General features: G+C 66.2%; 24 protein-coding genes. 11 read left to right on the top strand and 13 right to left on the bottom strand.

Annotated elements, in window-relative coordinates:
- Nucleotides 1–26: 26 nt before the first annotated feature.
- From atpG to EZ304_RS08420, 3 genes are all read left to right on the top strand, one after another.
- A complete protein-coding gene (gene atpG / locus EZ304_RS08430; protein WP_006471334.1) occupies nucleotides 27–890 on the top strand; it encodes a F0F1 ATP synthase subunit gamma in 864 nt (287 codons plus the stop codon).
- 38 nt (nucleotides 891–928) lie between these two features.
- Nucleotides 929–2,335, top strand: a complete 1,407-nt coding sequence (gene atpD / locus EZ304_RS08425; protein WP_010481327.1) for a F0F1 ATP synthase subunit beta — start codon at nucleotides 929–931, stop codon at nucleotides 2,333–2,335.
- Nucleotides 2,336–2,448: 113 nt separating this feature from the next.
- Nucleotides 2,449–2,871: a F0F1 ATP synthase subunit epsilon gene (locus EZ304_RS08420; protein ID WP_005411127.1), complete on the top strand. Its 423-nt coding sequence runs from the start codon at nucleotides 2,449–2,451 to the stop codon at nucleotides 2,869–2,871.
- A 223-nt stretch (nucleotides 2,872–3,094) separates the two neighbouring features.
- On the opposite strand, the gene EZ304_RS08415 is transcribed toward EZ304_RS08420, so the two are convergent.
- A complete protein-coding gene (locus EZ304_RS08415) occupies nucleotides 3,095–3,478 on the bottom strand; it encodes a GtrA family protein (RefSeq protein WP_142806788.1) in 384 nt (127 codons plus the stop codon).
- Nucleotides 3,479–3,561: 83 nt separating this feature from the next.
- On the opposite strand from EZ304_RS08415, the gene glmU reads away from it, so the two are divergent.
- Together glmU and EZ304_RS08405 are read left to right on the top strand one after the other, a co-directional pair.
- Entirely contained in the window at nucleotides 3,562–4,929 is a 1,368-nt protein-coding gene (gene glmU / locus EZ304_RS08410; RefSeq protein WP_142806787.1) for a bifunctional UDP-N-acetylglucosamine diphosphorylase/glucosamine-1-phosphate N-acetyltransferase GlmU, read from the top strand.
- Nucleotides 4,898–5,446, top strand: coding sequence for a GNAT family N-acetyltransferase (locus tag EZ304_RS08405; protein WP_099554695.1), 549 nt, complete (start codon nucleotides 4,898–4,900; stop codon nucleotides 5,444–5,446). Before glmU ends, EZ304_RS08405 begins: the two co-directional genes overlap by 32 nt.
- 420 nt (nucleotides 5,447–5,866) lie before the next feature.
- Here EZ304_RS08405 and EZ304_RS08400 read toward each other — a convergent pair whose 3' ends face one another.
- The 7 genes from EZ304_RS08400 to EZ304_RS08370 all read right to left on the bottom strand — a co-directional run bounded on the left by EZ304_RS08400 (nucleotide 5,867) and on the right by EZ304_RS08370 (nucleotide 13,665).
- Entirely contained in the window at nucleotides 5,867–7,219 is a 1,353-nt protein-coding gene (locus EZ304_RS08400; RefSeq protein ID WP_099554693.1) for a sensor histidine kinase, read from the bottom strand.
- Nucleotides 7,216–8,562, bottom strand: coding sequence for a sigma-54-dependent transcriptional regulator (locus EZ304_RS08395; protein ID WP_142806786.1), 1,347 nt, complete (start codon nucleotides 8,560–8,562; stop codon nucleotides 7,216–7,218). Before EZ304_RS08395 ends, EZ304_RS08400 begins: the two co-directional genes overlap by 4 nt.
- A gap of 123 nt (nucleotides 8,563–8,685) precedes the next feature.
- Nucleotides 8,686–9,063: a PDZ domain-containing protein gene (locus tag EZ304_RS08390; protein WP_185959247.1), complete on the bottom strand. Its 378-nt coding sequence runs from the start codon at nucleotides 9,061–9,063 to the stop codon at nucleotides 8,686–8,688.
- Nucleotides 9,064–9,079: 16 nt separating this feature from the next.
- Entirely contained in the window at nucleotides 9,080–10,297 is a 1,218-nt protein-coding gene (locus EZ304_RS08385) for an ABC transporter permease (RefSeq protein WP_099551133.1), read from the bottom strand.
- 20 nt (nucleotides 10,298–10,317) lie between these two features.
- Entirely contained in the window at nucleotides 10,318–11,616 is a 1,299-nt protein-coding gene (locus EZ304_RS08380; protein ID WP_005414537.1) for an ABC transporter permease, read from the bottom strand.
- A 10-nt stretch (nucleotides 11,617–11,626) separates the two neighbouring features.
- On the bottom strand, nucleotides 11,627–12,352 hold the full coding sequence (locus EZ304_RS08375; RefSeq protein ID WP_049429240.1) for an ABC transporter ATP-binding protein: 726 nt from the start codon (nucleotides 12,350–12,352) through the stop codon (nucleotides 11,627–11,629).
- A gap of 35 nt (nucleotides 12,353–12,387) precedes the next feature.
- Complete coding sequence (locus EZ304_RS08370; protein ID WP_142806784.1) at nucleotides 12,388–13,665, bottom strand: efflux RND transporter periplasmic adaptor subunit; 1,278 nt, start codon at nucleotides 13,663–13,665, stop codon at nucleotides 12,388–12,390.
- Between the two features lie 203 nt (nucleotides 13,666–13,868).
- On the opposite strand from EZ304_RS08370, the gene glmS reads away from it, so the two are divergent.
- Together glmS and EZ304_RS08360 are read left to right on the top strand one after the other, a co-directional pair.
- The gene (gene glmS / locus EZ304_RS08365; RefSeq protein ID WP_099551135.1) at nucleotides 13,869–15,707 is read left to right on the top strand and encodes a glutamine--fructose-6-phosphate transaminase (isomerizing); all 1,839 of its coding nucleotides are present in this window, start codon (nucleotides 13,869–13,871) and stop codon (nucleotides 15,705–15,707) included.
- Between the two features lie 447 nt (nucleotides 15,708–16,154).
- Nucleotides 16,155–16,586 (top strand): CBS domain-containing protein, encoded by a 432-nt coding sequence (locus tag EZ304_RS08360; protein ID WP_142806783.1) that lies wholly within the window; start codon nucleotides 16,155–16,157, stop codon nucleotides 16,584–16,586.
- 67 nt (nucleotides 16,587–16,653) lie between these two features.
- Here EZ304_RS08360 and EZ304_RS08355 read toward each other — a convergent pair whose 3' ends face one another.
- Both EZ304_RS08355 and gloA read right to left on the bottom strand, forming a co-directional pair.
- Nucleotides 16,654–17,082: a VOC family protein gene (locus EZ304_RS08355; RefSeq protein ID WP_142806782.1), complete on the bottom strand. Its 429-nt coding sequence runs from the start codon at nucleotides 17,080–17,082 to the stop codon at nucleotides 16,654–16,656.
- A 92-nt stretch (nucleotides 17,083–17,174) separates the two neighbouring features.
- On the bottom strand, nucleotides 17,175–17,693 hold the full coding sequence (gene gloA, locus EZ304_RS08350; protein WP_099551138.1) for a lactoylglutathione lyase: 519 nt from the start codon (nucleotides 17,691–17,693) through the stop codon (nucleotides 17,175–17,177).
- 124 nt (nucleotides 17,694–17,817) lie between these two features.
- On the opposite strand from gloA, the gene EZ304_RS08345 reads away from it, so the two are divergent.
- Entirely contained in the window at nucleotides 17,818–18,930 is a 1,113-nt protein-coding gene (locus EZ304_RS08345) for a PLP-dependent cysteine synthase family protein (protein WP_142806781.1), read from the top strand.
- Nucleotides 18,931–18,999: 69 nt separating this feature from the next.
- Here the strand turns inward: EZ304_RS08345 and EZ304_RS08340 are convergent, their stop codons facing one another.
- Nucleotides 19,000–19,404 carry a hypothetical protein gene (locus tag EZ304_RS08340; protein WP_106550942.1) on the bottom strand — a complete coding sequence of 135 codons (405 nt, stop codon included), beginning with the start codon at nucleotides 19,402–19,404 and terminating at the stop codon, nucleotides 19,000–19,002.
- Nucleotides 19,405–19,574: 170 nt separating this feature from the next.
- Between EZ304_RS08340 and EZ304_RS08335 the strand changes: the two genes are divergently transcribed.
- Nucleotides 19,575–21,605: a M3 family metallopeptidase gene (locus EZ304_RS08335; protein WP_142806780.1), complete on the top strand. Its 2,031-nt coding sequence runs from the start codon at nucleotides 19,575–19,577 to the stop codon at nucleotides 21,603–21,605.
- A 107-nt stretch (nucleotides 21,606–21,712) separates the two neighbouring features.
- Here EZ304_RS08335 and EZ304_RS08330 read toward each other — a convergent pair whose 3' ends face one another.
- A complete protein-coding gene (locus EZ304_RS08330; protein ID WP_142806779.1) occupies nucleotides 21,713–22,516 on the bottom strand; it encodes an SDR family oxidoreductase in 804 nt (267 codons plus the stop codon).
- Nucleotides 22,513–23,079 carry a DUF1415 domain-containing protein gene (locus EZ304_RS08325; protein WP_049429265.1) on the bottom strand — a complete coding sequence of 189 codons (567 nt, stop codon included), beginning with the start codon at nucleotides 23,077–23,079 and terminating at the stop codon, nucleotides 22,513–22,515. The genes EZ304_RS08330 and EZ304_RS08325 overlap by 4 nt, the downstream gene beginning before the upstream one ends.
- Nucleotides 23,080–23,272: 193 nt before the next feature.
- Between EZ304_RS08325 and EZ304_RS08320 the strand changes: the two genes are divergently transcribed.
- Together EZ304_RS08320 and EZ304_RS08315 are read left to right on the top strand one after the other, a co-directional pair.
- On the top strand, nucleotides 23,273–24,739 hold the full coding sequence (locus EZ304_RS08320; RefSeq protein WP_142806778.1) for a benzaldehyde dehydrogenase: 1,467 nt from the start codon (nucleotides 23,273–23,275) through the stop codon (nucleotides 24,737–24,739).
- A 17-nt stretch (nucleotides 24,740–24,756) separates the two neighbouring features.
- A complete protein-coding gene (locus tag EZ304_RS08315) occupies nucleotides 24,757–25,884 on the top strand; it encodes an NAD(P)-dependent alcohol dehydrogenase (protein WP_142806777.1) in 1,128 nt (375 codons plus the stop codon).
- Nucleotides 25,885–26,126: the final 242 nt, after the last annotated feature.

Below are 26,126 nucleotides of genomic sequence, written 5' to 3'. Positions count from 1 at the left end.
CAGCCCCGCGCCACGGGAAACAAGAGATGGCAAGCGGACGCGAAATCAAAACCAAGATCAAGAGCGTGCAGAACACCCGCAAGGTGACGCGCGCCCTGGAAATGGTCTCGGCCTCCAAGATCCGCAAGGCGCAGGATCGGATGAAGACCTCGCGTCCGTACGCGCAGGCGATGAAGCAGGTGATCGGTCACCTGGCCCAGGCCAGCACCGACTACCAGCATCCGTTCCTGGTCGAGCGCGAGCAGGTCAAGCGGGTCGGTTTCATCGTGATCTCCTCCGATCGCGGCCTGGCCGGCGGCCTGAACAACAACCTGTTCCGCAAGATGCTGGGCGAAGCCAAGGCATGGCAGGACAAGGGTGCCGAAGTGGACCTGGTGACCATCGGCCAGAAGGCATCGACCTTCTTCCGCCGCGTGAAGGTCAACATGGTCGGCAGCGTGACCCACATCGGCGACGTGCCGAAGCTGGAATCGCTGATCGGTGTGATCAAGGTCATGCTCGACGCCTTCACCGAAGGCAAGGTCGACCGCGTGTACCTGGTCTACAACCGCTTCGTGAACACCATGACGCAGAAGGCCAGCTTCGATCAGCTGCTGCCACTGCCGCCGGCTGAGAAGCAGGTCGCTCACCACGACTGGGATTACCTGTACGAACCCGATGCCGCGACCGTGCTGGAGCACGTGATGACGCGTTACATCGAGTCGCTGGTGTACCAGGCACTGCTGGAAAACGTCGCCTCCGAGCATGCGGCACGCATGGTTGCGATGAAGGCGGCGAGCGACAACGCCAACAAGCTGATCGGCACCCTGCAGCTCGTCTACAACAAGGCGCGCCAGGCAGCGATCACCCAGGAAATCTCCGAAATCGTCGGCGGCGCGGCAGCAGTCTGACCGCGTTCGTTCAAAGCACACATTTAGAGGATGCAGCAATGAGTCAGGGCAAGATCGTTCAGATCATCGGCGCGGTCGTCGACGTCGAATTCCCGCGTGAGTCGGTGCCGAAGGTGTATGACGCACTGAAGGTCGACAACACCGAAATCACCCTCGAAGTCCAGCAGCAGCTGGGCGACGGCGTGGTGCGTACCATCGCCCTCGGTTCCACCGACGGCCTGAAGCGCAACCTGGTTGCCACCAACACCAACCGCGGCATCTCCGTGCCGGTCGGCGCTGGCACCCTGGGCCGCATCATGGACGTGCTCGGCCGTCCGATCGACGAAGCCGGCCCGGTGGCCGCCAGCGACAGCTGGGAAATCCACCGTGCGGCCCCGTCGTACGAAGACCAGTCCCCGGCCACCGAGCTGCTGGAAACCGGCATCAAGGTCATCGACCTGATGTGCCCGTTTGCCAAGGGCGGCAAGGTCGGCCTGTTCGGCGGCGCCGGCGTCGGCAAGACCGTCAACATGATGGAACTGATCAACAACATCGCCAAGGCGCACAGCGGTCTGTCCGTGTTCGCCGGCGTGGGTGAGCGTACCCGTGAGGGCAACGACTTCTACCACGAAATGAAGGACTCCAACGTCCTCGACAAGGTGGCGATGGTGTACGGCCAGATGAACGAGCCGCCGGGCAACCGTCTGCGCGTCGCGCTGACCGGCCTGACCATGGCCGAGTACTTCCGCGACGAGAAGGACGAAAACGGCAAGGGCAAGGACGTCCTGCTGTTCGTCGACAACATCTACCGCTACACCCTGGCCGGTACCGAAGTGTCGGCACTGCTGGGCCGTATGCCGTCCGCCGTGGGTTACCAGCCGACCCTGGCCGAGGAAATGGGCGTCCTGCAGGAGCGCATCACCTCGACCAAGAACGGTTCGATCACCTCGATCCAGGCCGTCTACGTTCCCGCGGACGACCTGACCGACCCGTCGCCGGCGACCACCTTCGCCCACCTGGACTCGACCGTCACCCTGTCGCGTTCGATCGCCTCGCTGGGTATCTACCCGGCCGTCGATCCGCTGGACTCCACCAGCCGCCAGATGGACCCGCTGGTCATCGGCCACGAGCACTACGACACCGCCCAGCGCGTCCAGCAGACCCTGCAGAAGTACAAGGAACTGAAGGACATCATCGCGATCCTGGGCATGGACGAACTGTCCGAAGAGGACAAGCAGGCCGTGTCGCGCGCCCGTAAGATCGAGCGCTTCTTCAGCCAGCCGTTCCACGTGGCCGAAGTGTTCACCGGTTCGCCGGGCAAGTACGTGCCGCTGAAGGACACCATCCGTGGCTTCAAGGCCATCGTCGATGGCGAGTACGACCACCTGCCGGAGCAGGCGTTCTACATGGTCGGCGGCATCGAAGAAGCGGTCGAGAAGGCCAAGAAGATGGCCGAGAAGGCCTGATCCGGGACGGGCGGGAGCGATCCTGCCCGACCTGACGCCGGCGCCGGGCAACCGCCCGCGCCGGTGGACTCCCACGGTGGCATTGCGCCGCCGCGAACAGCGAAGAGATTTGCATGAGCACGATCCGTTGCGACATCGTCAGCGCCGAGCAGGAAATCTTCCGTGGCGAAGCGACCTTGGTCGTGGCCACCGGTGAGCTGGGCGAACTGGGCATCGCGCCCAAGCACGCGCCGCTGATCACCCGCCTGAAGCCGGGCAAGGTGGTGGTGACCACGCCGAACGGCGAGCAGCTGGATTTCGCCATTTCCGGCGGCATCCTGGAAGTGCAGCCGCAGGTGGTGACCGTGCTGGCCGACACCGCGATCCGCGCGCAGGACATCGACGAAGCCTCGGTCCGAAAGGCCAAGGAAGAAGCCGAGCGCATCCTGGCCAACCGCGGTGAAGCCATGGAAGTGGCCGAAGCCCAGCAGAAGCTGGCCGAAGCCGTTGTCCAGCTGCAGGCCCTGGAACGCCTGCGCAAGACCCTCAAGCACTGAGGTTCACGCGCTGCATCCACGAAAACGCCGGCCCTGTGCCGGCGTTTTTGTTTGGGTGGCTGGGTAGAGCCGATTGGGCAGAGCCGACTGGGTTTACACCGTTAGTCGACTATCGCGCGCAGCGCGGCATTCTCGCGACCTGATGGAAGAGCAGTCGACCAACAGTCGACTCTACCGATCCCGATCCCGCCCCCAAATCCGGCATCCCGAATCCCGCCTCGCATCAGCGATACACCACGTAGCGCATCAGCAGGAACGACACGAAGGCCAGCACACCTTCCACCAGCGGCTTGGCCAGCCAGGTGTACTGCAGGCCGAGCGCGTGGTCCACCAGGCTCACCAGCAATGTGCTCGCCACGGTGAGCAGCAGCCACAGCCCGAAGAAGCGGGCAAAGCGCTTCCAGCCCAGCCTGTGTGCGCCCGCCTCGGCAAAGGTGTAGCGGCCGTTGAGCCAGAAGCCCAGCAGCATGGCGGCCAGGCGCCCGGCGACGTTGGCCGGCGCCACTGGCATGCCCAGTGCGGTGGCGGCCACGAACACGAGCCAGTCGAGCAACAGCTGCACGAGCCCGATGACGAGGTAGGCGCTTCCCTGGCGGATGAGGCTCATTGGCATGGAAAAGGGGGAGGGATGCCCATGTTAACGGCGCACGCTCTAGAATCACCGGCAACGAACCACGGACTGCCGTTCCCATGACCCAACCCCTGCACGTCATCATCCTCGCCGCCGGCGCTGGCAAGCGCATGAAGTCGGTGCTGCCGAAGGTGCTGCAGCCGATCGCGGGCCAGCCGATGCTGGCGCACGTGATCGATGCGGCCCGTGAGCTCCAGCCGGCGGCGATCCACGTGGTCCATGGCCACGGCGGCGAAGCCGTGCGCCAGTACTTCGCCGGCCAGCAGGACCTGCAATGGGCTGAACAGGCACAGCAGCTCGGCACCGGCCACGCCGTCGCGCAGGCGATGCCGCAGGTGCCCGATGCTGCACAGGTACTGGTGCTGTACGGCGACGTACCGCTGATCCGTGCGCAGACCCTGCGCGACCTGCTCGCGCAGCCGGGCCGGCTGGCGGTGCTGGTGGCCGAGGTGGATGACCCGACCGGCTATGGTCGCGTGCTGCGCGATGCCGAGGGCAAGGTGGGTGCGATCGTCGAGCAGAAGGATGCCAGCGACGAGCAGTTGCGCGTGCGCATCATCAACACCGGCATCATCGCCGCGGAATCGACCGCGCTGCGCCGCTGGCTGTCGCAGCTGTCGAACAGCAACGCGCAGGGCGAGTACTACCTGACCGACGTATTCGCGTTCGCCGCGCACGAGTACACCCCGGCTGAGATGGCGCTGGTGGCCGACGCACAGGAAGCCGAAGGGGCGAACGATCCGTGGCAGCTGTCGCAGCTGGAGCGTGCATGGCAGCGTCGCGCGGTGCGTGCGCTGTGCGCGCAGGGCGCGCGCGTGCGCGACCCGGCACGGCTCGACATCCGCGGCACCATCACCGTTGGCAGCGACGTGCTGATCGACGTCGATGTCGTGCTCGAGGGCAACGTGGTGCTCGGCGACGGCGTCACCGTCGGTCCCTTCAACCGCCTGAAGGACGTCAACCTCGGGCCGGGCACCGAGGTGCGCGCGCATTGCGATCTGGAAGGCGTGGTCACCGAAGGCGCTGCGCAGATCGGCCCGTTCGCGCGCCTGCGCCCGGGCACTGTGCTGGCCGATGGCGTGCACGTCGGCAACTTCGTCGAGACCAAGAAGGTCACGCTGGGTGTGGGCAGCAAGGCCAATCACCTCACCTATCTGGGCGATGCGGTGATCGGCAGCAAGGTGAACATCGGCGCCGGCACCATCACCTGCAACTACGATGGCGTGAACAAGTCGACCACCACCATCGGCGACAACGCGTTCATCGGCTCCAACAGTTCGCTGGTAGCACCGGTGACCATTGGCGACGGCGCGACCATTGCCGCCGGTTCGGTCATCACCCGCAACGCGCCGGACGGCAAGCTGACACTGGCACGTGCACGACAGGAAACCATCGATGGCTGGAACCGTCCGCTCAAGAAGTCCTGAGCCCCGCCTTCCTCGCGCCGATGAACTCGGTGTGCTGCCCGGCATCGAGCAGCGCGCCGGCGAGGTGTTGAAGGGCCATGAGGCCTATCCGGTGTTCGCCGGGCATGGCCTGGACCTGCCGACACTACAGGACGGCCTTGAGCGCCGGCGGCTGTGGGTGGTGGATGCGGCTGACGGTGGCATCGCCGGTTATCTGCTTGCCGGCGAACTGGCGGGTGAGTTCCACGTTCTGCAGATGGACGTGGATCCTGCGCACGCGCGGCAGGGTCATGGGCGCGCGTTGTTGCGCCATGCATTGGTACAGGCCTGGGCGGAAGGCTATCGTTCGGCTGTGCTGACCACGTTGTCCGACGTGCCGTGGAATGCGGCCTTCTATGCCAGCGAAGGGTTCGTCACCGTGCCGGAGGCGGAGTGGGGTGCCGGACTGCAGTCGGTGATGGCCGAAGAGGCCGCGCTCGGGTTTCCGATGCATCTACGCGTGGCGATGCGGCGATCCATCTCTTCGCTGGATGGCTGAAGGTCGGCCACCGGTCATGGGCGTTACTTTTCCTTGTGCGCAAAGAAAAGTAACCAAAAGAAATGCTCCTCCGGTCGCGAGCCGATGCTGCGCATCGGTGCCCTGCGCTTCTCGGTGAATCAGGGGACGGCGCCGAACTCGCTGCGCTCAGGCATCGGCGCCTCTACGCCCCGGATTCCCCTGCGATGCTCGGCTCGCTCAAGGCGGAACCAACATCCAGAGCCACAGCTGCACCCAGTCGATTCAAACTACGCGCGGATGTCGTTGCCTTTGCTCTTGATGCTCCCGTTCCCCTGGAGCACAGGATGCCGATGCCGCAGCTTGGGCAGGTGCCGACCTTGGTCGGCTTATCCACGCATGGCGTGGATCTACTGACTTGCCGACCAAGCTCGGCGAACAGTGGGAACCGCGTTGGCCCGGTCAACCCACCGGCAGCAGGATCGACACGCACAACCCGCCATCACCGCGATTCTGCAGTGACACGCGTCCGCCGTGCGCCTCCACGATCTCGCGCGTCAGCGCCAGCCCGAGCCCGGTGCCGTTGCGCTTGGTCGAATAGAACGGCATCAGCGCGTTCTGCAGCACCTGCTCGTTCATGCCCTTGCCACGATCCAGCACGTCCAGCCGCAGCCACTGCGGCAGCCGCGTCAGCTGTACCTGCACGTCATCGTTGGGCGGCTCGGCTTCGGCGCAGGCTTCGTGCGCGTTCTTCAGCAGGTTCAACAACGCCTGCCCGAACTGCGCGATGTCGATGCGACTGCTCAGCTCCTCGTCCGGTTCACGTTCCATGCCGAACGGAATCTGCTGGCGCAGGCTGGACAGGAACGGTGCCCAGTGCACGGTCTGCAGCTGCGGCTGTGGCAGCTTGGCAAAGCGCGCGTAGCCGCGGATGAAGCCTTCCAGGTGGCGTGCGCGGTCTTCGATGGTGGTGAAGATCTCCGGCAGCCGGTCGAAGCGCTCGCGCTGCACCAGCACGCCGCCGGAATGGGCGAGCGAAGCGATCGGCGCCAGCGAGTTGTTGAGCTCGTGGCTGATCACCCGGATCACCTTCTTCCAGGTCTGCACTTCCTGGCGGCGCAGTTCGGCGGTCAGCAGCCGCACCAGCAGCAGGTCGTGCGGGCGGCCGTTGAGCTGGAACGCGCGGCGCGAGAGGTGGTAGACCTGCTCATCGTCCTCGTCGCCGTCCTCGCCATCGGCATGTACCGCGAACAAGCTGTCACCGCCACGGGCGATGGCGTCGCGCAGTTCCACCGGCACCTGTTCCAGCACGTCTTCCAGGCGCTGGCCTTCCAGCTTCCAGCCGCCGTGCAGCAGCTTGCGCGCCGCCAGGTTGGAGAACACCACGCGGGCGACGCCATCTCCGCCGGAGGCGATCAGCAGCATCGCCACCGGCGTGTTCTGCACCATGGTGTCCAGCAGCAGCTCACGTTGCACCAGTCCCTGTCGCTGCGCGCGCAGCACGTCGCCCAGTTCGCGGTGGGCCTGCACCAGGTCGCCCAGCTCGTCATTCCCGGGCCAGTGCACACCGAAGTTGTACTCGCCGTCGCGGTAACTGCTGGTGGTGCCCGCCAGGGCACGCATCAGCGAGCGTACCGGCGCCGTGGCACGGCGCAGGGTCCACCACATCAGCGACAGCAGGATCAGCGCCGATACCGTGGTCACCACCCAACCATGGTCCATCCAGTAGGCCAGCAGCCACGGCAGTGCCGCAGCCAGTGCCAACACCGGCAGCAGGCGCAGGAACAGGCGGAAAGTGAAGGAGCGCCGCTTCATTCGCGTGGAATACCGTGGCGGTCCATGCGCCGGTACAGCGCCTGACGGCTCAGGCCGAGCTCGGCGGCAGCCTGGGCGATGACGCCATGGTTGCGGGCCAGTACATCCTCGATGCGTGCGCGGTCGGGATCATTGCCTGCACTGGGTGCCGGTCGCGGTGCGACGGCTGCGCGCGGCAGGTTGAGATCGGCCACTTCGATGCGGTTGCCGGTGGCCAGCAGTTCGGCACGCTGGATCACGTTGCGCAGTTCGCGCACGTTGCCCGGCCACGGGTGCCGCTGCAGTGCTGCTGTGGCGCCGCTGGACAGCGGCTTGCCGGCAGTCAGGAAACGCTCGGCCAGCGGCACGATATCGCCCGGTCGTTCGGCCAGCGGCGGCAGCACCAGTTCCACCGTATTGAGGCGGTAATAGAGATCTTCGCGAAAGGTACCGTCGCGGATCATCGCCGGCAGGTCGGCATTGGTTGCGCTGACCACGCGGACCTTGACCTGGCGTTCGCGGTTGGAGCCCACGCGCTCGAAGCGGCCGGTTTCCAGCACACGCAGCAGCTTCATCTGCCCGCCCAGCGACAGGTTGCCGATCTCATCCAGGAAGAGGGTGCCACCATCGGCCGCTTCGAACTTCCCTTCGCGTGCCTTGTTGGCGCCGGTATACGCACCGGCTTCGGCACCAAACAGCTCGGCTTCGATCAGTTCCGAGGGCAGCGCGCCGCAGTTGACCGCCACGAACGGACCCTTGGCCACCAGTGAATTGGCCTGGATGATCTGCGCGATCTTTTCCTTGCCGGCGCCGTTGGGGCCGGTGATCAGCACCGGCAGTTCCGAGCGTGCGACCTGGCAGGCCAGGGTGACCACACGCTCGCTGGCCGGATCGGCGACTACCGCACCGCACAGATCGTACTTCGCTTCCAGCGCATTGCGCTGGCGCAGTTCACGCGTGCGGCGGCGGTCCAGCTCGCGGCGCGCCTCGGACAGTTCCAGCAGGTTGTTGACCGTGGTCAGCAGCTTGCGATCGTCCCACGGCTTGGCCAGATAGTCGGCGGCACCGGCCTTGACCAGGTCCACGGCGCTGCTCAGATGGGTCCACGCCGTGAGCAGGATCACCGGCAGGTCCGGATGACGCGCGCGGATCTGCGCGAACAGCGCCTCGCCCTCTTCACCGGAGGTGGTGTCCTCGCTGAAATTCATGTCCTGGATGACCAGGTCGACCGGCTGTGATTCGAGCAGCGCCAGCCCGTCGGCGGGCGTCTGCGCCTGCAGGGTATCGATGTCGTGCAGGGAGAACAGCACGTCCAGCGCAGTACCCACGCTGGCGTTGTCGTCGATGATCAGGATCGCAGGCATCAAGCGGTTCTGCAGAAAGGGATGGGCGGCGCCGATGGAGCCGTTCGTGTGCATGTACCGGGAGAGCCCGGCGCCACCCATCAAGCATAGCCAAACCTGCGGCCGTGCAGGAGCGGATGATGTTCAGCGCCCGGGCGGGGCTGGCGGGGGTGGCGGCACGGGTGGTGGCGGGACCTCCAATGCCTGTCGCCATGCGGCGGCGTTGACCGCCACCGTCAGTTCGCGTCTGTCGCGGCGCAGCAACAGATAGGCGGTGGCTGCATTGGAATGGCGCAAGGCCACGGCGAGGTGCTCGACCTGGCGTACCGCCGTGTCGTCCACGCGCAGGATGCGGTCGCCGCTGCGCACGCCGAAGCGCGCTTCGGGGCTGGCGGCGTCCACATGCACCTGTCCCTCGGTCGAGCGCAGCGACAACCGCGCTCCATCCTGGCGCCATTCCAGCGTCTGCGCGCTGCCACCACCGGCCAGCGCCGGCAGTGGCAGGAGCAGCATCAGGCACATCGCGCAGGCACGCATCTCACGCGCCCCGCGTGGCGACCGCCGGTGGAACCGCCGCGGCACGCCGCGCCGGCCCGAACACGGCGATCTGGCCCAGCACCCACAGCAGCAGCGCACCCAGCGGCAGGTAGTACAACGGCATGCGCGGCAGCTCGTACAGGTTCATCAGGGCCAGGTTGATCGCGTAGGCGGCCAGCATGCCCAGCACGATGCCCAGCGTGGCCAGCAGGAAGTTCTCGGTCTGGAAGTAGCGCAGGATCTGCCCGCGGGTCGCGCCCAGCGCACGGCGGATGCCGATCTGCTTGCTGCGCTGCTGCACCCAGAAGCTGGCCAGGCCGATGATGCCCAGCGCGGTGACCACCAGCAGCGAGATGCTGACGGTGATCAGCAGGCCGACCATCGCGCGGTCGTTCTTGAAGAAGTCCTTGCGCTGGTCTTCATAGGTCAGCTTGTCGCGCATCAGGCGGTTCGGGTCGTTGCGCTCCAGCGCGGCAGCACCAGCATCGAGCACTTCCTGGCGGCGTTCGGGCGAGGTACGCAGGATGTAGGTGCCACCGTCGTCGAAGGTGCGGCGGATCGGCAGCAGCATCGAGTTGGTCCAGTTGTCATTCCAGCCATTGGGCGTGCTGAGCGTGTCGACGATGCCGACCACGTGCAGCGACTGCTTGCCCATGTAGTAGGTCTTGCCCAGGGCGCTGCCGTTGGGCTCCATCTTGGCGGCGGTGGCCTGGGTGAGGATGACCGGGATGGCCTTTTCCTTGGCGCCGCCCTTGCTGACGTCTTCGAAGTTCTGGTACTCGTCAGGCAGGAAATCGCGGCCGGCGATCAGGTTGATGCCCATCGTGGCCAGCCCGTTCTCGGACAGGGTGTACATCGAGGCATTGGTGGTCGGCCGTTCCTGGTCGATCACGCGCGAGATGCTGCTGCTGGAGGAGCCGTTGCGGAAGGGGATCTGGTTGATGATGGTGACGTTGCTGACGCCGGGGATCGCACGCAGCGATGCCAGGTCCTCGCGGGTGCGGGCCATGGCGTCAGTCTGCTTGCCGATGCCGCTGACGCGCAGCATCGCCAGTTCGCTCTCGGCGATGCCGCTGGGCATGCTGATCTTTTCCACGCGCTGGCTGACCAGGAACAGCGCGTTGCAGACGATGGCGCAGGTCAGTGCGACTTCCAGCACGATCAGGGCGGCAGCGGTCTTGTGCCGGCGCAGCGTGCTGAGGATGGGGCGGATGTCCATGGGAGTCCTCGTTCGGGTGCTTACTGCGACTTGAGCTGGATGGCCGGGGTGACCTGCATGGCGCGCCAGGCGGGCAGGAAACCGGCGGCGAGGCTGGCGAACAGGGTCAGGCCCAGTGCGAGCAGCAGCATGTTGCCGTCCAGATGGGCCAGCTTGGCGTACTCCACCGGTTGCTGGCGCACCGCGAACAGGCCGAGCAGGGCCAGGCCGATGCCGAGCACGCCACCGACCACGCCGACCGCGCCGGCTTCCACCAGGCACTGCAGGAAGATCTGGCCGCGGCTGGCACCGAGCGCACGGCGCACGCCGATCTCACCGCTGCGGCGCAGGAACTTGGCCAGCAGCAGGCCTACCGTGTTGACCAGGCAGACACCGAGGAAGCCCAGCGCCAGCCACAGCTGCAGGCGCACGTCGCTGGGGACTGCACCATTGAAGTCCAGCCATTCCATCACGGTGCGCAGGCGCACGTTCGGCGGATGCTTGAAGCGGCCGGCCTCGCGCTGCTGGGTCGAATAGTTCTCCAGGTAGCGGCGGTAGTCGCCGGCCTTGGCCGGGTCCATTTCCACCCAGTACTGCAGCCACGCGCACGGTGCATTGAGCGAGTAGCTGTTGCCGTCGGGGTTTTCGCCGAAGCAGTTCATGTTGCCGTTGTTGCCGAGCTTCAGGTCGAACGAGGTGGAGATCGGCAGCAGCAGGTCTTCGTTCTTTCCGTAGCTGCCGGTGGTCAGGTCGTAGAAGTGCGGCTCCGGGCTCCATTCCTTCATCACGCCGACGATGCGGTAACTCTGGCCTTCCATGCGCAGGTCGCGGCCCACGCTGTTGGCACCCTGGTACAGCTTGTCGTTGAGCGCCTTGGAGATGACCACCACGCGTGCGCGGCCTTCATCGTCCTCGCGCGTCCAGGGGCGGCCGTACTGCATGGGCACCTCGAACATCGGGAAGAAGTCGGCCGAGGTCCAGCGGGTGTCGATGCTGAAGGGCTTGAGGGTGCTGTTGTCCGGTTCGATGGTGCCACCGCCGCCGCTCATCAGCGCCTGGCGCTCGCCCTTGGCTTCGCGCAGCAGCGCTTCACCGTCGAAGCGGGTCAGCTGGGTTTCCGGCTCTTCGCCGGCGACATAGGCGCCGGTCGCGGCGTCGAGCTGCACGTAGAACAGGCGGTCGCTCTTGCCGGGAATCGGGTCGCCGGACAACACGTGGAACACGGTCAACGTGGTCATGGAGGCGCCGATGCCGAGCGCGATGGCAACCACCATCAGTGCGGTCAGGACCTTGTTGCGGCGGAAGCTGCGCGCCGCCAATCGGGCGTAGTAGGCGAACATGGTCGGGCCCTCACTCGTTGACGGCGACGATGTGGCGCACCGGCGTGGCCAGCACCGGCTCACGCACCAGGTCGGTCACCTGGCCGTCGACGATGTGCACGTTGCGCTGCGCGCGCGCGGCCAGTTCCGGGTCGTGGGTGACCATCACGATGGTGGTGCCGGCGGCATTGATCTCTTCCAACAGTTCCATCACGCCACGGGCCATCTGCGTATCCAGGTTGCCGGTCGGTTCGTCGGCCAGCAGCAGGCGCGGGCTGCCGGCCAGGGCGCGTGCAATCGCCGCGCGCTGCTGCTGGCCGCCAGAGAGTTCATTCGGGTAGTGCTTCATGCGCGAGCCCAGGCCGACCTGGGTCAGCGCCTTCTCGATGCGCTCGCGGCGCTCGTTGGCGCTCATCTTGCGGTAGCGCAGCGGCACGTCGACGTTGTCGAACAGGTTGAGGTCCGGGATCAGGTTGAAGCCCTGGAAGATGAAGCCGATCTTCTGGTTGCGCAGGCGGCTGCGCGCATCATCGCCCAGCGTGCTCACGTCCTGGCCGTCCAGCATGTAGGTGCCGCTGGTGAAGGTTTCCAGCAGGCCAGCGATGTTGAGGAAGGTGGTCTTGCCGGAACCGGACGGGCCGGTGACGGCGACGAACTCGCCTTCCTTGACCTGCAGTTCCAGCGAGCGCAGTGCGTGGGTTTCCACCTGTTCGGTGCGGAAGACCTTGGCGACCGAACGCATTTCGAGCATGTACATGGGGTGTCCTCTCTCCAGGATTCAGGTATCAGGTATCAGTTGACGGAGACGCGTTCGGCGTCCTTGAACAGGTCGCTGCCGGAGACCACGATGCGGTCGCCCGGTTGCACACCCGATTTGATTTCCACTTCGCCCAGGCTGCTGACGCCCAGTTCCACTGGACGGCGCACGGCGGTGCGGCCATCCATCACGTAGGCCATGCCGTTGCCCTGTTCGACGAACGGGCCGCGCTCGACCTTCAGCACGTTCCTGCGGGTATCGAGCAGCACGCGCACCGACATCCGCTGGCTCTGGCGCAGGCCTTCCGGCTGCGCGCTGGCAAAGCGCACGCGGGCATTGACCTCGCCGTTGACCACTTCCGGCGACACCGCGCTGATCTCACCTGGGAACGGCTGGCCGTTGCCACCGGTCAGCTGTGCCGGCATGCCGATCGCCAGGTCGCGGGCGAAGCTCTCCGGCACCTTGATCTCGACTTCGAACTTGGACAGGTCGACCACGCCCAGCACCGGGGCGTTGGCGGCCAGGTTGGTGGACTGCACCGCCTGCACCTGGCCGACCTGGCCATCGAACGGGGCACGCAGCGTCAGCGCATCGACCTGGCGCTGCACTTCGGCCACCACCGCCTTCTGGCGATCGGCCAGCAGGCGCTTGTTGCGGGCATCCAGGTCGGCGCCCTGGCTCTGCAGGCGCGCATCGGTGGTGGCGTTGGCCAGGGTGATGTCGGCCTTCTTCAGCGAGTCCTTGGCCTTGGCCAGGTCGATCTGCGGCACCGCACCGCCGTCATAGCCGCGCTGGTAGCGCTGCAGGTCGCGATCGGCGGCCTGCCGTTCGATGGTGGCCTGGTCGGTTTCCTTGCGCGACTTGGCGCGGGCCAGGGTGGCGTCCAGCGCGGCACGGCTGGCCTCGGCTTCCAGGCCGGCCAGGGTGGCCTGTTCCTGGGCCAGCTTGCTGCGCAGTTCGGGGCTGTCGATGAGGGCCAGCTCCTGCCCCTTCTTCACCACATCGCCGGCGACCACCTTCAGGTCCACGGTGCCCGCGGAGATGGCATACAGGATCGGGCTGTTGGCGGCGATCACGCGGCCGTCGGCGGCGATGTCGCGGACCAGATCGCCACGCTTCACTTCGGCGATGCGCACGCGGCTGCTGTCGAAGGAGCGGCTGGCATTGGACCAGGCGTGCACGGCCCAGCCGATGCCGGCGAGCAGGGCGATCGTGCCCAGCGCCGGCCAACGGTAACGGAGCCAGTTGGCGCGCGGGGCGCTGGCCGGGGCGGAGGAAACGATCTGGTCCTGGGCGGAAGTGTCGCGGATCATCGGGTGCGTGCCTGACGGTGGTAGCCAGTACCAAGCACGTAGCGTGCCAACTTTAATTCCTTATGGGTCAAGGGGTTGGGCTTTGATGTGAAGTGTCCGGGTGTCCGCGGACACCTTTCCGGACACTTTCATTAAGCGGACAGGAGGGAGAAGCCGGGCACGCAGGCTAGAATGCGACGATCGTCTTCAAGGAAACGCGTGACATGTGTGGAATCGTGGGTGCGATCGCTGATCGCGACGTAGTGCCGGTGCTGATCGAGGGTCTGAAGCGCCTTGAGTACCGTGGTTACGATTCCTCGGGTATCGCGGTGATCGACCATGCCGAGCGGTCGGAGGTGCGTCGCGTGCGTCGTACCGGCCGAGTGTCGGAAATGGCCACGGCGGCCGAGGCCGAGGGCTTCAACGCGGTGCTGGGCATCGGCCATACCCGCTGGGCCACCCACGGGGGTGTCACCGAGGCCAATGCGCATCCGCACATCAGCCAGGGCGTGGCGCTGGTGCACAACGGCATCATCGAGAACCACGAAGAGCAGCGCGAGAAGCTGCGCGCGCTGGGCTACACCTTCGAATCGCAGACCGATACCGAAGTCATCGCACACCTGATCCACCACCACCTGAAGGATGGCGACGACCTGCTGGTGGCGCTGCAGCACACGGTGAAGGAACTGACCGGCGCCTACGCGCTGGCCGTGGTCAGCCGTGCCGAGCCGGAGCGCTTCGTCTGCGCGCGCATGGGCTGCCCGCTGCTGATCGGCCTGGGCGAAGGCGAGAACTTCGTCGCTTCGGATGTCTCGGCGGTGATCTCGGCCACCCGCAAGGTGATCTTCCTGGAAGAGGGCGACACCGCCGAAATCCGCCGCGATGGCGTGCGCATCTTCGACGAGCATGACCAGCCGGTCGAGCGCGACGTGCATCTGTCGGATGTATCGCTGGCATCGCTGGAGCTGGGCCCGTACCGCCACTTCATGCAGAAGGAAATCCACGAGCAGCCGCGCGCTCTGGGCGACACCATCGAGGCGGCGATCGATGCCGGTGGTTTCCCGGCCGAGCTGTTCGGCAAGAACGCCGAAGCCGTGTTGTCGGGCATCGAGGGCGTGCAGATCATCGCCTGCGGTACCAGCTACTACGCCGGCCTGACTGCACGCTACTGGGTCGAGGCCATCGCCGGCCTGCCGTGCAGCGTGGAGATCGCCAGCGAGTACCGTTACCGCGCTGCCTACGCGAATCCGAAGCACCTGATCGTGACCATTTCCCAGTCCGGCGAAACGCTGGATACGATGGAAGCGCTGAAGTACGCCAAGTCGCTGGGCCACAAGCACACGCTGTCGATCTGCAACGTGCCGGAAAGCGCGATCCCGCGCGCCAGCGAACTGGTCTGCTACACCCGTGCCGGTGCCGAGATCGGCGTCGCTTCGACCAAGGCGTTCACCACCCAGCTGGCGGCGCTGTTCCAGCTGACCGTGGTGCTGGGCAAGCTGCATGGCCGCATCGACGCCGCACAGGAAGCGGACTACCTGGAGCAGCTGCGCTTCCTGCCGGGCAGCGTGCAGCATGCGCTGAACATGGAACCGCAGATCGCTGCCTGGGCCGAGCGGTTCGCGCGCAAGAGCAGCGCGCTATTCCTGGGCCGCGGCCTGCACTACCCGATCGCGCTGGAAGGCGCGCTCAAGCTCAAGGAAATCTCCTACATCCACGCCGAGGCCTACCCGGCGGGCGAGCTGAAGCATGGCCCGCTGGCGCTGGTGGACGAGGACATGCCGGTGGTGGTGATCGCGCCGAACGACAGCCTGCTGGAAAAGGTGAAGTCGAACATGCAGGAAGTACGTGCGCGTGGCGGTGAACTGTTCGTGTTCGCCGACCAGGACAGCAACTTCAACGAGTCCGAAGGCGTGCACGTGATTCGTACGCCGCGCCATGCCGGCGTACTCAGCCCGATCGTGCACACCATTCCGGTGCAGTTGCTGGCGTACCACACCGCACTGGCACGTGGCACCGACGTGGACAAGCCGCGCAACCTGGCCAAGAGCGTAACGGTGGAGTAAGGCCCACCGGCCGGGTTGAATGCTGCAAGCGAAGGGGGCCCCTGTGGCCCCCTTTCGTTTGTGCCGCTGGCAGCGGCAAGTGGGACAGCCACAGGGTGTTCTGTCCGCCGTCGGCAGCGATCAATCAATCTTTAACACGCGGCATCGCGTGTATTCAGCGGCGGTTTCAGCCGCGGTGCCATTCTCTGGATCGTCGGTTGGTTCCCACGACGAACTGTCCCATCGATGCCGGTAGTGACTGATGGTCGCAGTCGTAGAATCAAGTTGACCGAGGTCCAGGGTGAGCGGTTGAACCCACCTCGTTCGCGTTGCAGCACGATGCCTGCCGATCCATCTCCCAAGGCCGGCGTGTGCGCCAGACGTGCGCTGAAAGGTCTGTTCCCGGGGAGGGGGCGTATCGGAAGAGCACACTTTTTTGACTTCAGTGACCTGCACCAGGAAACAAGAATGAACGTCCGCGAACTCCTGCAATCCAAGAATGAAGCTGTCATCACCATCGACGCCGAAGACACCATCGGTGCCGCCGCCCACAAGATGAGCGCGAACAAGATCGCTGCGCTGGTGGTGATGAAGGACGATGCCCCGGTCGGCATCATTTCCGAAAAGGACATCGTGCGTACCCTGGCCGACGACGGCCCGCAGGCCGGCCGCCGGGTGATTTCCAGCCTGCCGTCCACCGGCCTGGAAGGCATCGCCCCGGAGGCCACCCTGAAGCAGGCCATGTCGTTGATGACGTACTCGCGGCGCCGTCATCTGATGGTCACCGACGGCACCCGCCTGGTCGGCATCCTCAGCCTGGGCGACATCGTGAAGAACCTGCTGGGTGAGCTGGAGCTGGAAAAGGCCGTGCTGCAGGACATCTACATGGCCGCCCACTGAGGGCCGCACCATCGGAAGCAGCGAGGCCGGGCATTGCCCGGCTTCTTCGTTCACGGTATCGGTGAAATCAGAAAGTGACCTTCACCGAGTCGGCGCTGTAGTTGGCCGGGCCGTGGTAGACCACTTCAATGTTGTTGCCATCGGGATCGAGCACGAACGCACCGTAGTAGCCCGGGTGGTAGGGGCGTTCGCCGGGCGCGCCGTTGTCGGTGCCGCCGGCGGCGATGGCTGCAGTGTGGAAGGCATCGACGGTGGCGCTGTCGCGGGCCTGGAAGGCCAGGTGATGGCGGCCGGTCAGCTGGCCGGCGGCAGCCTTGCTGCTGGCGCTGGAAATGAACAGTTCGTCGGCCCAGAAGAAGTCCGGCCCTTCGCCGCCCAGCGGCACGCCGATGGTGTCGAACACCGCCTGGTAGAAGCGGCGGCTGGCGGCCAAGTCACGCACCACCAGCTGCAGATGGTCGATCAAGCGGCCGCGGTGCAGTTCCATCGTTTCCATACGAACCTCGCAAAAAAGGGGACGGAGGGGATTAAGTCGCTTCCAGCCAATAGTGCCAGAAACGACTTAATCCCCTCCGTCCCCTTTTTGGGTCAGGCGTTGGCGATGATCTCGACCCAGTAGCCGTCCGGGTCCTTGATGAAGGCCAGGTTCTTCATGCGGCCGTCGGTCAGGCGCTTCTGGAAGGTCACGCCGAGATCCTCGAAGCGCTGGCAGGCGGCCTCGATGTCCGGCACCGACACGCAGATGTGGCCGAAGCCGCGCGGGTCGCTGTTGCCATCGTGGTAGACCGCGCCGTGCTGGTTCTCGGTGCCGTGGTTGTGGGTCAGTTCCAGCACGCCCGGCAGGCCGGCCATCCACAGGCGGCGCTGGCTGTCGTCTTCCGGTACCAGCGCGCCGGCCGGCACGTAGGCCAGGAAGTACAGGCTGAACTGGGCCTCCGGGAAGTCGCGCTTGTCGATCAGCTGGTAGCCGAGCACGCGGGTGTAGAAGTCCAGCGAGGCGGTGATGTCCTTCACCCGCAGCATGGTGTGGTTGAACACGAAGCCGGTGGTGTCGGCCGGGGCCTGGGCGGCGACGCCGGGAACATCGCGCAGGGCGGGAATGGTCATGGGGGGGTCCTTCAGACAGGGCCGTTGCCGGCCGGATGGTGCCATTCTAGCGGCCAGCACCTGACGGCACTGCGACGTACAATGGCCGGATCGCACCGTTCCGTCCTGACAACGATTGCCCGCCATGTCGCAGCGTGAATGGGTGGCCGCCGCCATCCGCAAGATCGAAGCCGATTTCAACCGTTCCGCCGATACCCACCTGATCCCGTTGGCGCTGCCAGGGTTCGAGGGCATCGACCTGTACCTGAAGGATGAATCGAGCCATCCCACCGGCAGCCTGAAGCACCGGCTGGCGCGCTCGCTGTTCCTGTATGCGTTGACCAATGGCTGGTTGCGCGAAGGGCGCCCGGTGATCGAAGCATCCAGCGGCTCGACCGCTGTCTCCGAAGCCTATTTCGCGCGGCTGCTCGGGCTGCCGTTCATTGCGGTGATCCCGGCCACGACCTCGCCGGAGAAGATCGCGGCGATCGAATTCCACGGTGGCCGCTGCCATCTGGTCGAGCGTGCCTGCGACCTCAACTGTGATTCGGAAAAGCTGGCCCGTGAAACCGGCGGCCACTTCATGGACCAGTTCACCTATGCGGAGCGCGCCACCGACTGGCGTGCCAACAACAACATCGCCGAATCCATCTTCAAGCAGATGGCCGAGGAGCCCAGCCCGGTTCCGGAATGGATCGTGTGCAGCCCTGGCACCGGCGGTACCGCCGCCACGCTGGGCCGCTATGTCAGCTACCGCCGGCATGACACCCGTATCCTGTGCGCGGACCCGGAAGTGTCGGTGTTCTTCGATGGCTACAAAGCGGCCGTGGCCGGTGAGCCGGATTGGCGCGGCCTGAGCTGCAGCGGTGGCTCACGCGTGGAAGGCATCGGTCGGCCGCGGGTCGAGCCGAGCTTCATCCCGACCAGCGTCGATGCGATGGTGAAGGTGCCCGATGCGCTGAGCCTGGCCGCGATGCGCCATGTCAGCCGCCAGCTGGGGCGCCGCGTTGGTGGCTCCACCGGCACCAACTTCATCGGTGTGCTGCAGGCCGCGCAGTGGATGCGCGAGGCGGGCCACCAGGGCAGCATCGTCAGCATCCTGTGCGACAGCGGCGAGCGCTACGCGCAGAGCTATTACGACCCGTCGTGGTACGCGCGCCAGGGCATCGATGTCGACGGCGCCGATGCGCAACTGGCGGCGGCGGTGGCCGGGCAGGGGCTGCCGGCGTTGCCGTGGTGCAGCCTGGAAGCGTTGTAGCGCGGCAACGCGCGGCCGGATGTGCATCGGCTGGGTTTACACAACTAACTGTCGACTCTACCGGTCACCTCAGTATCCCGCCGCGGTGAACGCATCCAGCACCGCATCACGCAGCGCATCGGGCAGCGCCTCGATGTCCATCGCGCGGTCATCCAGGTGCAGGCCGGGATCGAGGGTACTGGCGCGGCCCTGGGCCAACGCCTGCAGCCACAGCAGTACGCAGATCACGAACTCGCGCTCATGGCCCAGCCGCAACTGGCTGGCGCCGCGTTCGATCACTTCGAACGGGTACCACTCCTGGGCATCGTTGAACGTGCCACCCTGCTGCAGCACCGTCTGCAACTGCTGCAGGTGGCGCGGGGCGTCGTCGCCGGCATCGCACAGCGCGGCGATCCAGGTCAGTTCGGCCGTACTGGCGGACAGCGCCAGCGACCGTGCCGGTGAGGCGGATGCAACTGCAGCCAGACCTTCCATGTGGGGCCTCGTTCGATACGTACCGCTGCGGACTCCCCCGCAGCCAGAGCTTCGAGCCGTGACCGTAAGGCCGACGTGAATATCGGGCCGCGCCCCCTTGTCAGCCTCGCCTGGCAGCGCCATATCTAACGGGCTGCCCGCCTGCCGGGCCCGTATCCTGGAGACCTGCCGTGACCGTTGCCAACCCCCTGCTCGATTTTTCCGGCCTGCCGCGTTTCGAGGCGATCCGCCCGGAGCACGTGGCGCCGGCGCTGGATGTGCTGCTGGCCGAGGCGGAAGCCGCTGTCAGCGCCGCCGAGCAGGTGCAGCCGGTCACCTGGCAGACCTTCGTGGCCCCGCTGGACGATGCCACCGAGCGCCTGTGGCGCGCCTGGGGCCTGGTCGGCCACCTGCAGGGCGTGGTCAACACGCCGGAACTGCGCGAGGCCTACAACAGCAACCTGCCGCGGGTGACCCGCTTTGCCAGTGCACTGGGCCAGAACCTGGCGCTGTATCGCCAGTACCAGGCCCTGGCCGGCAGCCCCGAGGCGGCGACCTTCGATGAGGCCCAGCGCAAGGTGCTGGACAACACCCTGCGCGATTTCCGCCTGGGGGGCGCCGAACTGGAGCCCGAGGCCCAGCAGCGCTTCGCCGCGATCAAGGAGGAACTGTCGGCGCTGTCGGCGAAGTTCTCGCAGAACGTGCTGGACGCTACCGATGCGTGGTCGCTGATCATCGAGGACGAAGCGCGCCTGGCCGGCCTGCCCGATGACGTGAAGGCCGCCGCGCACGCTGCGGCAGAAAAGGATGGGAAAACAGGCTGGAAACTGACCCTGCAGATGCCGTGTTACCTGCCGGTGCAGACCTGGGGCGAGGACCGTGACCTTCGCGAGATCCTGTACCGCGCCAGTGCGCAGCGCGCATCCGAATTCGGCGACGATGCGCTGGACAACGGCGGCAACATCGACCGCATCCTTGCCCTGCGCGCAGCGCTGGCCAACCTGCTCGGCTTCGGTTCGTATGGCGAGTATTCGGTGGCGACCAAGATGGCGCAGGACCCGGCCGAAGTACTCGGCTTCCTGCGTGACCTGGCCGCGCGCGCCAAACCGTTCGCGGCCAAGGACCGCGCCGAGCTGGAGCAGTTCGCGCGCGAGCAGCTGGGCATCGAGCCGTTGCAGGCCTGGGACCTGGCCTTCGCCGCCGATCGCCTGAAGCAGGCGCGCTACAGCTATTCCGAGCAGGAAGTGAAGCAGTACTTCACCGAACCGAAGGTACTGGGCGGCCTGTTCTCGGTGATCGAGCAGCTGTACGGCCTGCGTGTGCAGGAGGACAGGGCACCGGTGTGGCATGACGACGTGCGCTTCTTCCGCCTGGTCGATGCGCAGGGCGCGCTGGTCGGCCAGTTCTATCTGGATCTGTATGCGCGTGAGGGCAAGCGCGGTGGTGCGTGGATGGATGACTGCCGCAACCGCCGCGTGCGCGCCGATGGCAGCGTGCAGACGCCGCTGGTCTACCTGGTGTGCAACTTCGGCCGCGGTGCCAATGGCAAGCCGGCCACCTTCAGCCACAATGAAGTGACCACCCTGTTCCATGAAATGGGCCATGGCCTGCACCAGCTGCTGACCCGCATTGGTGAACTGGGCGTAGCCGGCATCAATGGCGTGGAATGGGATGCAGTGGAACTGCCCAGCCAGTTCATGGAGAACTTCTGCTGGGAATGGGACCACCTTCAGGGCATGACCGCGCACGTGGACAGCGGCGAACCGCTGCCGCGCGCGCTGTACGAGCGCATGCTGGCAGCGCGCAACTTCCACAGCGGCATGGCCACCGTGCGCCAGTTGGAGTTCGGCCTGTTCGACATGCTGCTGCACAGCCAGTTCGAACCAGCGCAGGACAGCGTGCTGGCGCTGCTCGACCGCGTGCGCGCGGAAGTGGCGGTGAATCATCCGCCGGTCTGGAACCGCTTCCCGCACCAGTTCAGCCACATCTTTGCGGGCGGTTACGCCGCTGGTTACTACAGCTACAAGTGGGCCGAGGTACTCAGCGCCGATGCCTACGCCGCGTTCGAGGAGGCGCCGCAGGCGCTGGCGGAAACCGGTGCACGCTTCCGCGATGAGATCCTGTCGCGGGGTGGCAGCCGTCCGGCGGCGGAGAACTTCAAGGCCTTCCGCGGCCGCGCACCGCAGATCGACGCGCTGCTGCGCCATTCGGGCATGGCGTAAACCGCTGTGGTGGGTGCCAACCTTGGTTGGCACCTTCGCAGAAAAAGGGGACGGAGGGGATTAAGTCGTTTGTGCACAAACGACTTAATCCCCTCCGTCCCCTTTTTCTATTCGGCGTAGATCATCTTCCGGGTCATGCCACCGTCGACGATGAAGTCCTGTCCGGTGCTGAAGCCGGACAGCGACGACAGCAGGTACACCGCCAGCGCGCCGATGTCCTCGGGCTGGCCGACCCGGCCGACCGGGTGCTGGGCGTGGTCGATGGCCGAGTAGTCGGGCTCATGGCGGCGCGAGGGCGCCTGCCAGGCCATGGTGCCGATCCAGCCGGGACTGATGCTGTTCACCCGCACCGCCGGGCCGCTGCTGATCGCCAGCGCATGGGTGAAGGCCACCAGCCCGCCCTTGGCCGCGGCGTAGGCTTCGCTATGTGCTTCGGATTGCCAGGCGCGGGTCGAGGCGATGTTGATGATCGCCCCGGCAGCGCTGGCCGACAGCGCCGGCAGCGCGTGCTTGCTGCACAGGAAGGCGCCATGCAGCGACGACAGGCGGCGTTGCCATTCGTCCCAGTCCATGTCCTGCAGCCGCGTGCCGTGCGGCCCGGCGATGCCGGCATTGTTGACCAGTCCGTCGATGTGGCCGAAGCGACGCAGCGCCTCGGCGATGAACGCGCGCACGCTGGCTTCGTCGGTGATGTCCAGGCGCTGGAACGCAGCGTCATCGCCGCGCTGCCATTCGTCCAGGCAGGCCTGCCCGGCCTCCATGTCCAGGTCGCCGATCAGCACGCGGCCACCGGCACCGAGCGCGGCCTGGGCGATGCCGCGGCCGATGCCGTTGGCACCCCCGGTGATCAGCACCACCTTGCCCGACAGCGGCGCGGCCGGCCATGCGGCAATCGGCGGAACGCGGCTCATGACAGGTCGTCGCCACGCAGGCGGCGATGCCAGCCGTCCACGCCGATGCGATCCAGGGTCTGGATGTTGCGCTCGACGATCACGTCCGGGTCCGGATAGACGTCCACCGCGCGCGCCACGCTGTCCTCGCGCAGCAGGTGCAGGGTGGGGAAGGGCGCACGGTTGGTGTAGTTGCTGGCGTCGTCGGCAGCCACGCCCTCGAACTGGTAATCCGGATGGAAGCTGGCCACCTGCAGGATGCCCTGCAGGTCCAGTGCCTCGATCGCTGCATCGGCGTTGTCGAGGAAGTCGTTGTAGTCGAGGAAGTCGGTCAGCACCTGCGGATGCACGATCAGCGTGGTATCGATCTGCTCGGCCGGCGTATCGCGCAGCAGCACCAGCTCCTCGGCCAGCTGTTCAACCAGTGCTTCCGGCGTGGTCGCATCGCTGAGCACGAAACGGACCTGGTCCTTCACGTACACCGCCTTGGCGAACGGGCACAGGTTCAGGCCGATGACGATGCGCTCCAGCCACAGGCGGGTGGCAGCGATCGGGTCATCGGTGGGCAGGTGGGTGTCGGTCATGGCGGGCACGTCGGCTGGCGGGGCGGACATTGTAGGCAGTGTGCCGCCGCCGCGCTGTTCACTGTGCAGGAACTGGACAGTCGCCATGCTGGAAAATCCCGCCGATTCAAGCCCTTGCGGGCGACCGCTGGATGGCCGATTGCCTGCCGCGGACGGCGGGCGTGGAATGGACGCACGACACAGGAGGACACCCATGACTGCATCTTCCCCGTGGCTGCCGGACGCCCTTTGGGCCGGCGCCTTCTTCGATGGTCACTGGCATGCGGCCGCGCAACGGCAGCCGGTGATCGAGCCGGCCACCGGCAACACCCTCGGCGAAATCGGCCTGGCGGACCCCGCGCAGGTGGCGCGCTCGGCGGCGGCCGCTGCACAGGCGCAACAGGCGTGGGCGTCAGCGCCTTACGAGCAGCGCGCTGAGGTTATGCGCAAGGCGGCGCGCCTGGCCGAAGAGAACATCGACACCCTGATCGAGTGGCTGGTACGCGAAAGCGGTTCGACCCGCCTGAAGGCCGGCTTCGAAGCCAAGGTGACCATCAAGGCACTGCATGAAGCTGCGGCGCTGCCGTCGCGCAGCACGGGTGAGATCCTGCCATCCGAACCGGGCAAGCTGAACCTGGCGCGCCGACGCCCGCTGGGCGTGGTCGGGGTCATCTCGCCGTTCAATTTCCCGCTCTACCTGGCGATGCGCGCGGTGGCCCCGGCGATTGCGCTGGGCAACGCCGTGGTCCTCAAGCCGGACCCGCGTACGGCGGTATGTGGCGGCGCGGTGATCGCACGCCTGTTCGAGCAGGCCGGCCTGCCGGCGGGGGTGCTGCACATGCTGCCCGGAGATGGCGCGGCCGGGGCCGCACTGACCAGTGATCCGCACGTGGCGATGATCCAGTTCACCGGTTCCACCGCCGCCGGGCGCAAGGTCGGCGAAGCGGCGGGCAAGCACCTGAAAAAGGTGTCGCTGGAGCTGGGTGGCAAGAATTCGCTGATCATCCTTGATGATGCCGACCTCGACCTGGCGGTGGCCAACACCGCGTGGGGCGTCTATCTGCATCAGGGACAGATCTGCATGGCGACCGGCCGCGTGCTGGTGCATCGGAAGATCCATGATGCATTCCTGCAGAAGCTGGTGGCCAAGGCCAATTCGCTGAAGGTGGGAGATCCGGCACGCGAAGAGGTGGCCATCGGCCCGCTGATCAATGCTGGCCAGCGCGACCACGCCGCACGCGTGGTCGAGCAGGCGGTGCAGGCCGGTGCCTCGCTGGAGGCAGGCGGTACGCACCGTGATCTGTTCTTCGCGCCGACCGTGCTTGGCAACGTCTCTGCCGACAATCCAGCCTTCAACGAAGAGATCTTCGCGCCGGTGGCGGTGGTCGTGCCGTTCGACGATGACGACCAGGCAGTGCAGCTGGCCAACGACAGCGAGTATGGACTGTCGATGGCCATCGTCTCCAGCAACGTCGGCCGCGCGCTGAAACTGGGCGAGCGCCTGCGCACCGGATTGCTGCACATCAACGACCAGACCGTGAACGACGAAGTGATCAATCCCTTCGGCGGCGTCGGTGCATCCGGCAACGGCACCAGTATCGGTGGCCCCGCCAACGGCGAAGAGTTCACCCAGTGGCAGTGGTTGACCGTCAAGGGCGAAGCGCCCGCTTACCCGATCTGATCGAAGGAGCCATCACGATGAACGACAACACCGCAACCCGTGAGATCACCGCTGCCGTGGTGCGCGGCAAAGAGCAGCCCTTCGTCATCGAGCAGGCGCGGTTGCGCGGCCCGCAGGATGACGAGGTGCTGGTGAAGGTGGTGGCGACCGGCCTGTGCCACACCGATCTGATCGTGCGCGATCAGTACTACTCGGTGCCGTTGCCTGCAGTGCTCGGCCACGAAGGTGCCGGCATCGTGGAAGCGGTTGGCCCCAACGTGCGCGACCTCAAGGTGGGCGACCATGTGGTGCTGACCTACGGCGCCTGTGGTCACTGCAATCCGTGCCGCGGCGGTCATGGTGCCTACTGCAAGGACTTCTTCGCGCTGAACTTCGGTGGCGATGATGGCCACGGCCATACCGCGATCACCGATGCGCACGGCCAGCCGCTGCACGACCATTTCTTCGCGCAGTCTTCGTTTGCCACCTTCGCCATCGCGCGCGAGATCAACGCGATCAAGGTGCCCGATGATGCGCCGCTGGAACTGCTGGGCCCGCTGGGCTGCGGCATCCAGACCGGTGCCGGTGCGGTCCTCAATTCGCTGCAGGTGCGTTCGGGCAGCAGCTTCGCCAGCTACGGCGCCGGTGCGGTGGGCCTGAGCGCGGTGATGGCGGCCAAGGTGGCCGGCGCCACCACCATCATCGCCATTGACGTGGTGTCCTCACGTCTGGAGCTGGCGCTGGAACTGGGCGCCACCCACGTGGTCAACAGCCGCGAGACCGATGTGGTCGAGGCCGTGCGCGCGATCACTGGCGGTGGTGCTGATTTCGCACTGGAATCGACTGGTCGCCCGGAGGTACTGTCGGCCGGCATCGAGGCGCTGGGCGGGCTGGGCATGATGGGCGTGGTGGGCGCACCGAAGCTGGGCACCACCGCCAGTTTCGATGTGAACAACCTGCTGCTGGGCGGGCGCAGCATCCGCGGCATCGTCGAAGGTGACAGCGTGCCGCAGGTGTTCATTCCACAGCTGGTCACGCTGTTCCAGCAGGGACGGTTCCCGTTCGACAAGCTGGTGAAGTTCTACCCGCTGGAGCAGATCAACCAGGCGGCCGAGGACAGCACGCGTGGGATTACGTTGAAGCCGATCCTGCGGATTGCGGCGTAACGGCAGGGTGGGTTTTGCAGGGCTGCGCCCTGCACCTGCCGAAGCCGAAGCAACAGCAAAAGCGGGCTATCCGTGGGTTGGCGGGGTGGGTCCGGTTGAGGGGGACGCCGTGAACCCGTCCATGGGGGCTTGGTCGCGGCATCCATGCCGCTCACACCCCCTCAACCGGACCCACCCCGCCTTCGACAGTTTTCTGCAAGCTGTCGATACCGCACGGGGTCGGATCCGTTTTCCACGGGAAA

The organism is Stenotrophomonas maltophilia (assembly GCF_006974125.1).
Classification (GTDB): domain Bacteria; phylum Pseudomonadota; class Gammaproteobacteria; order Xanthomonadales; family Xanthomonadaceae; genus Stenotrophomonas; species Stenotrophomonas maltophilia_O.
Note: the sequence above shows the minus strand (reverse complement) of the source record. Positions and strands in the feature narration are given on the sequence as shown.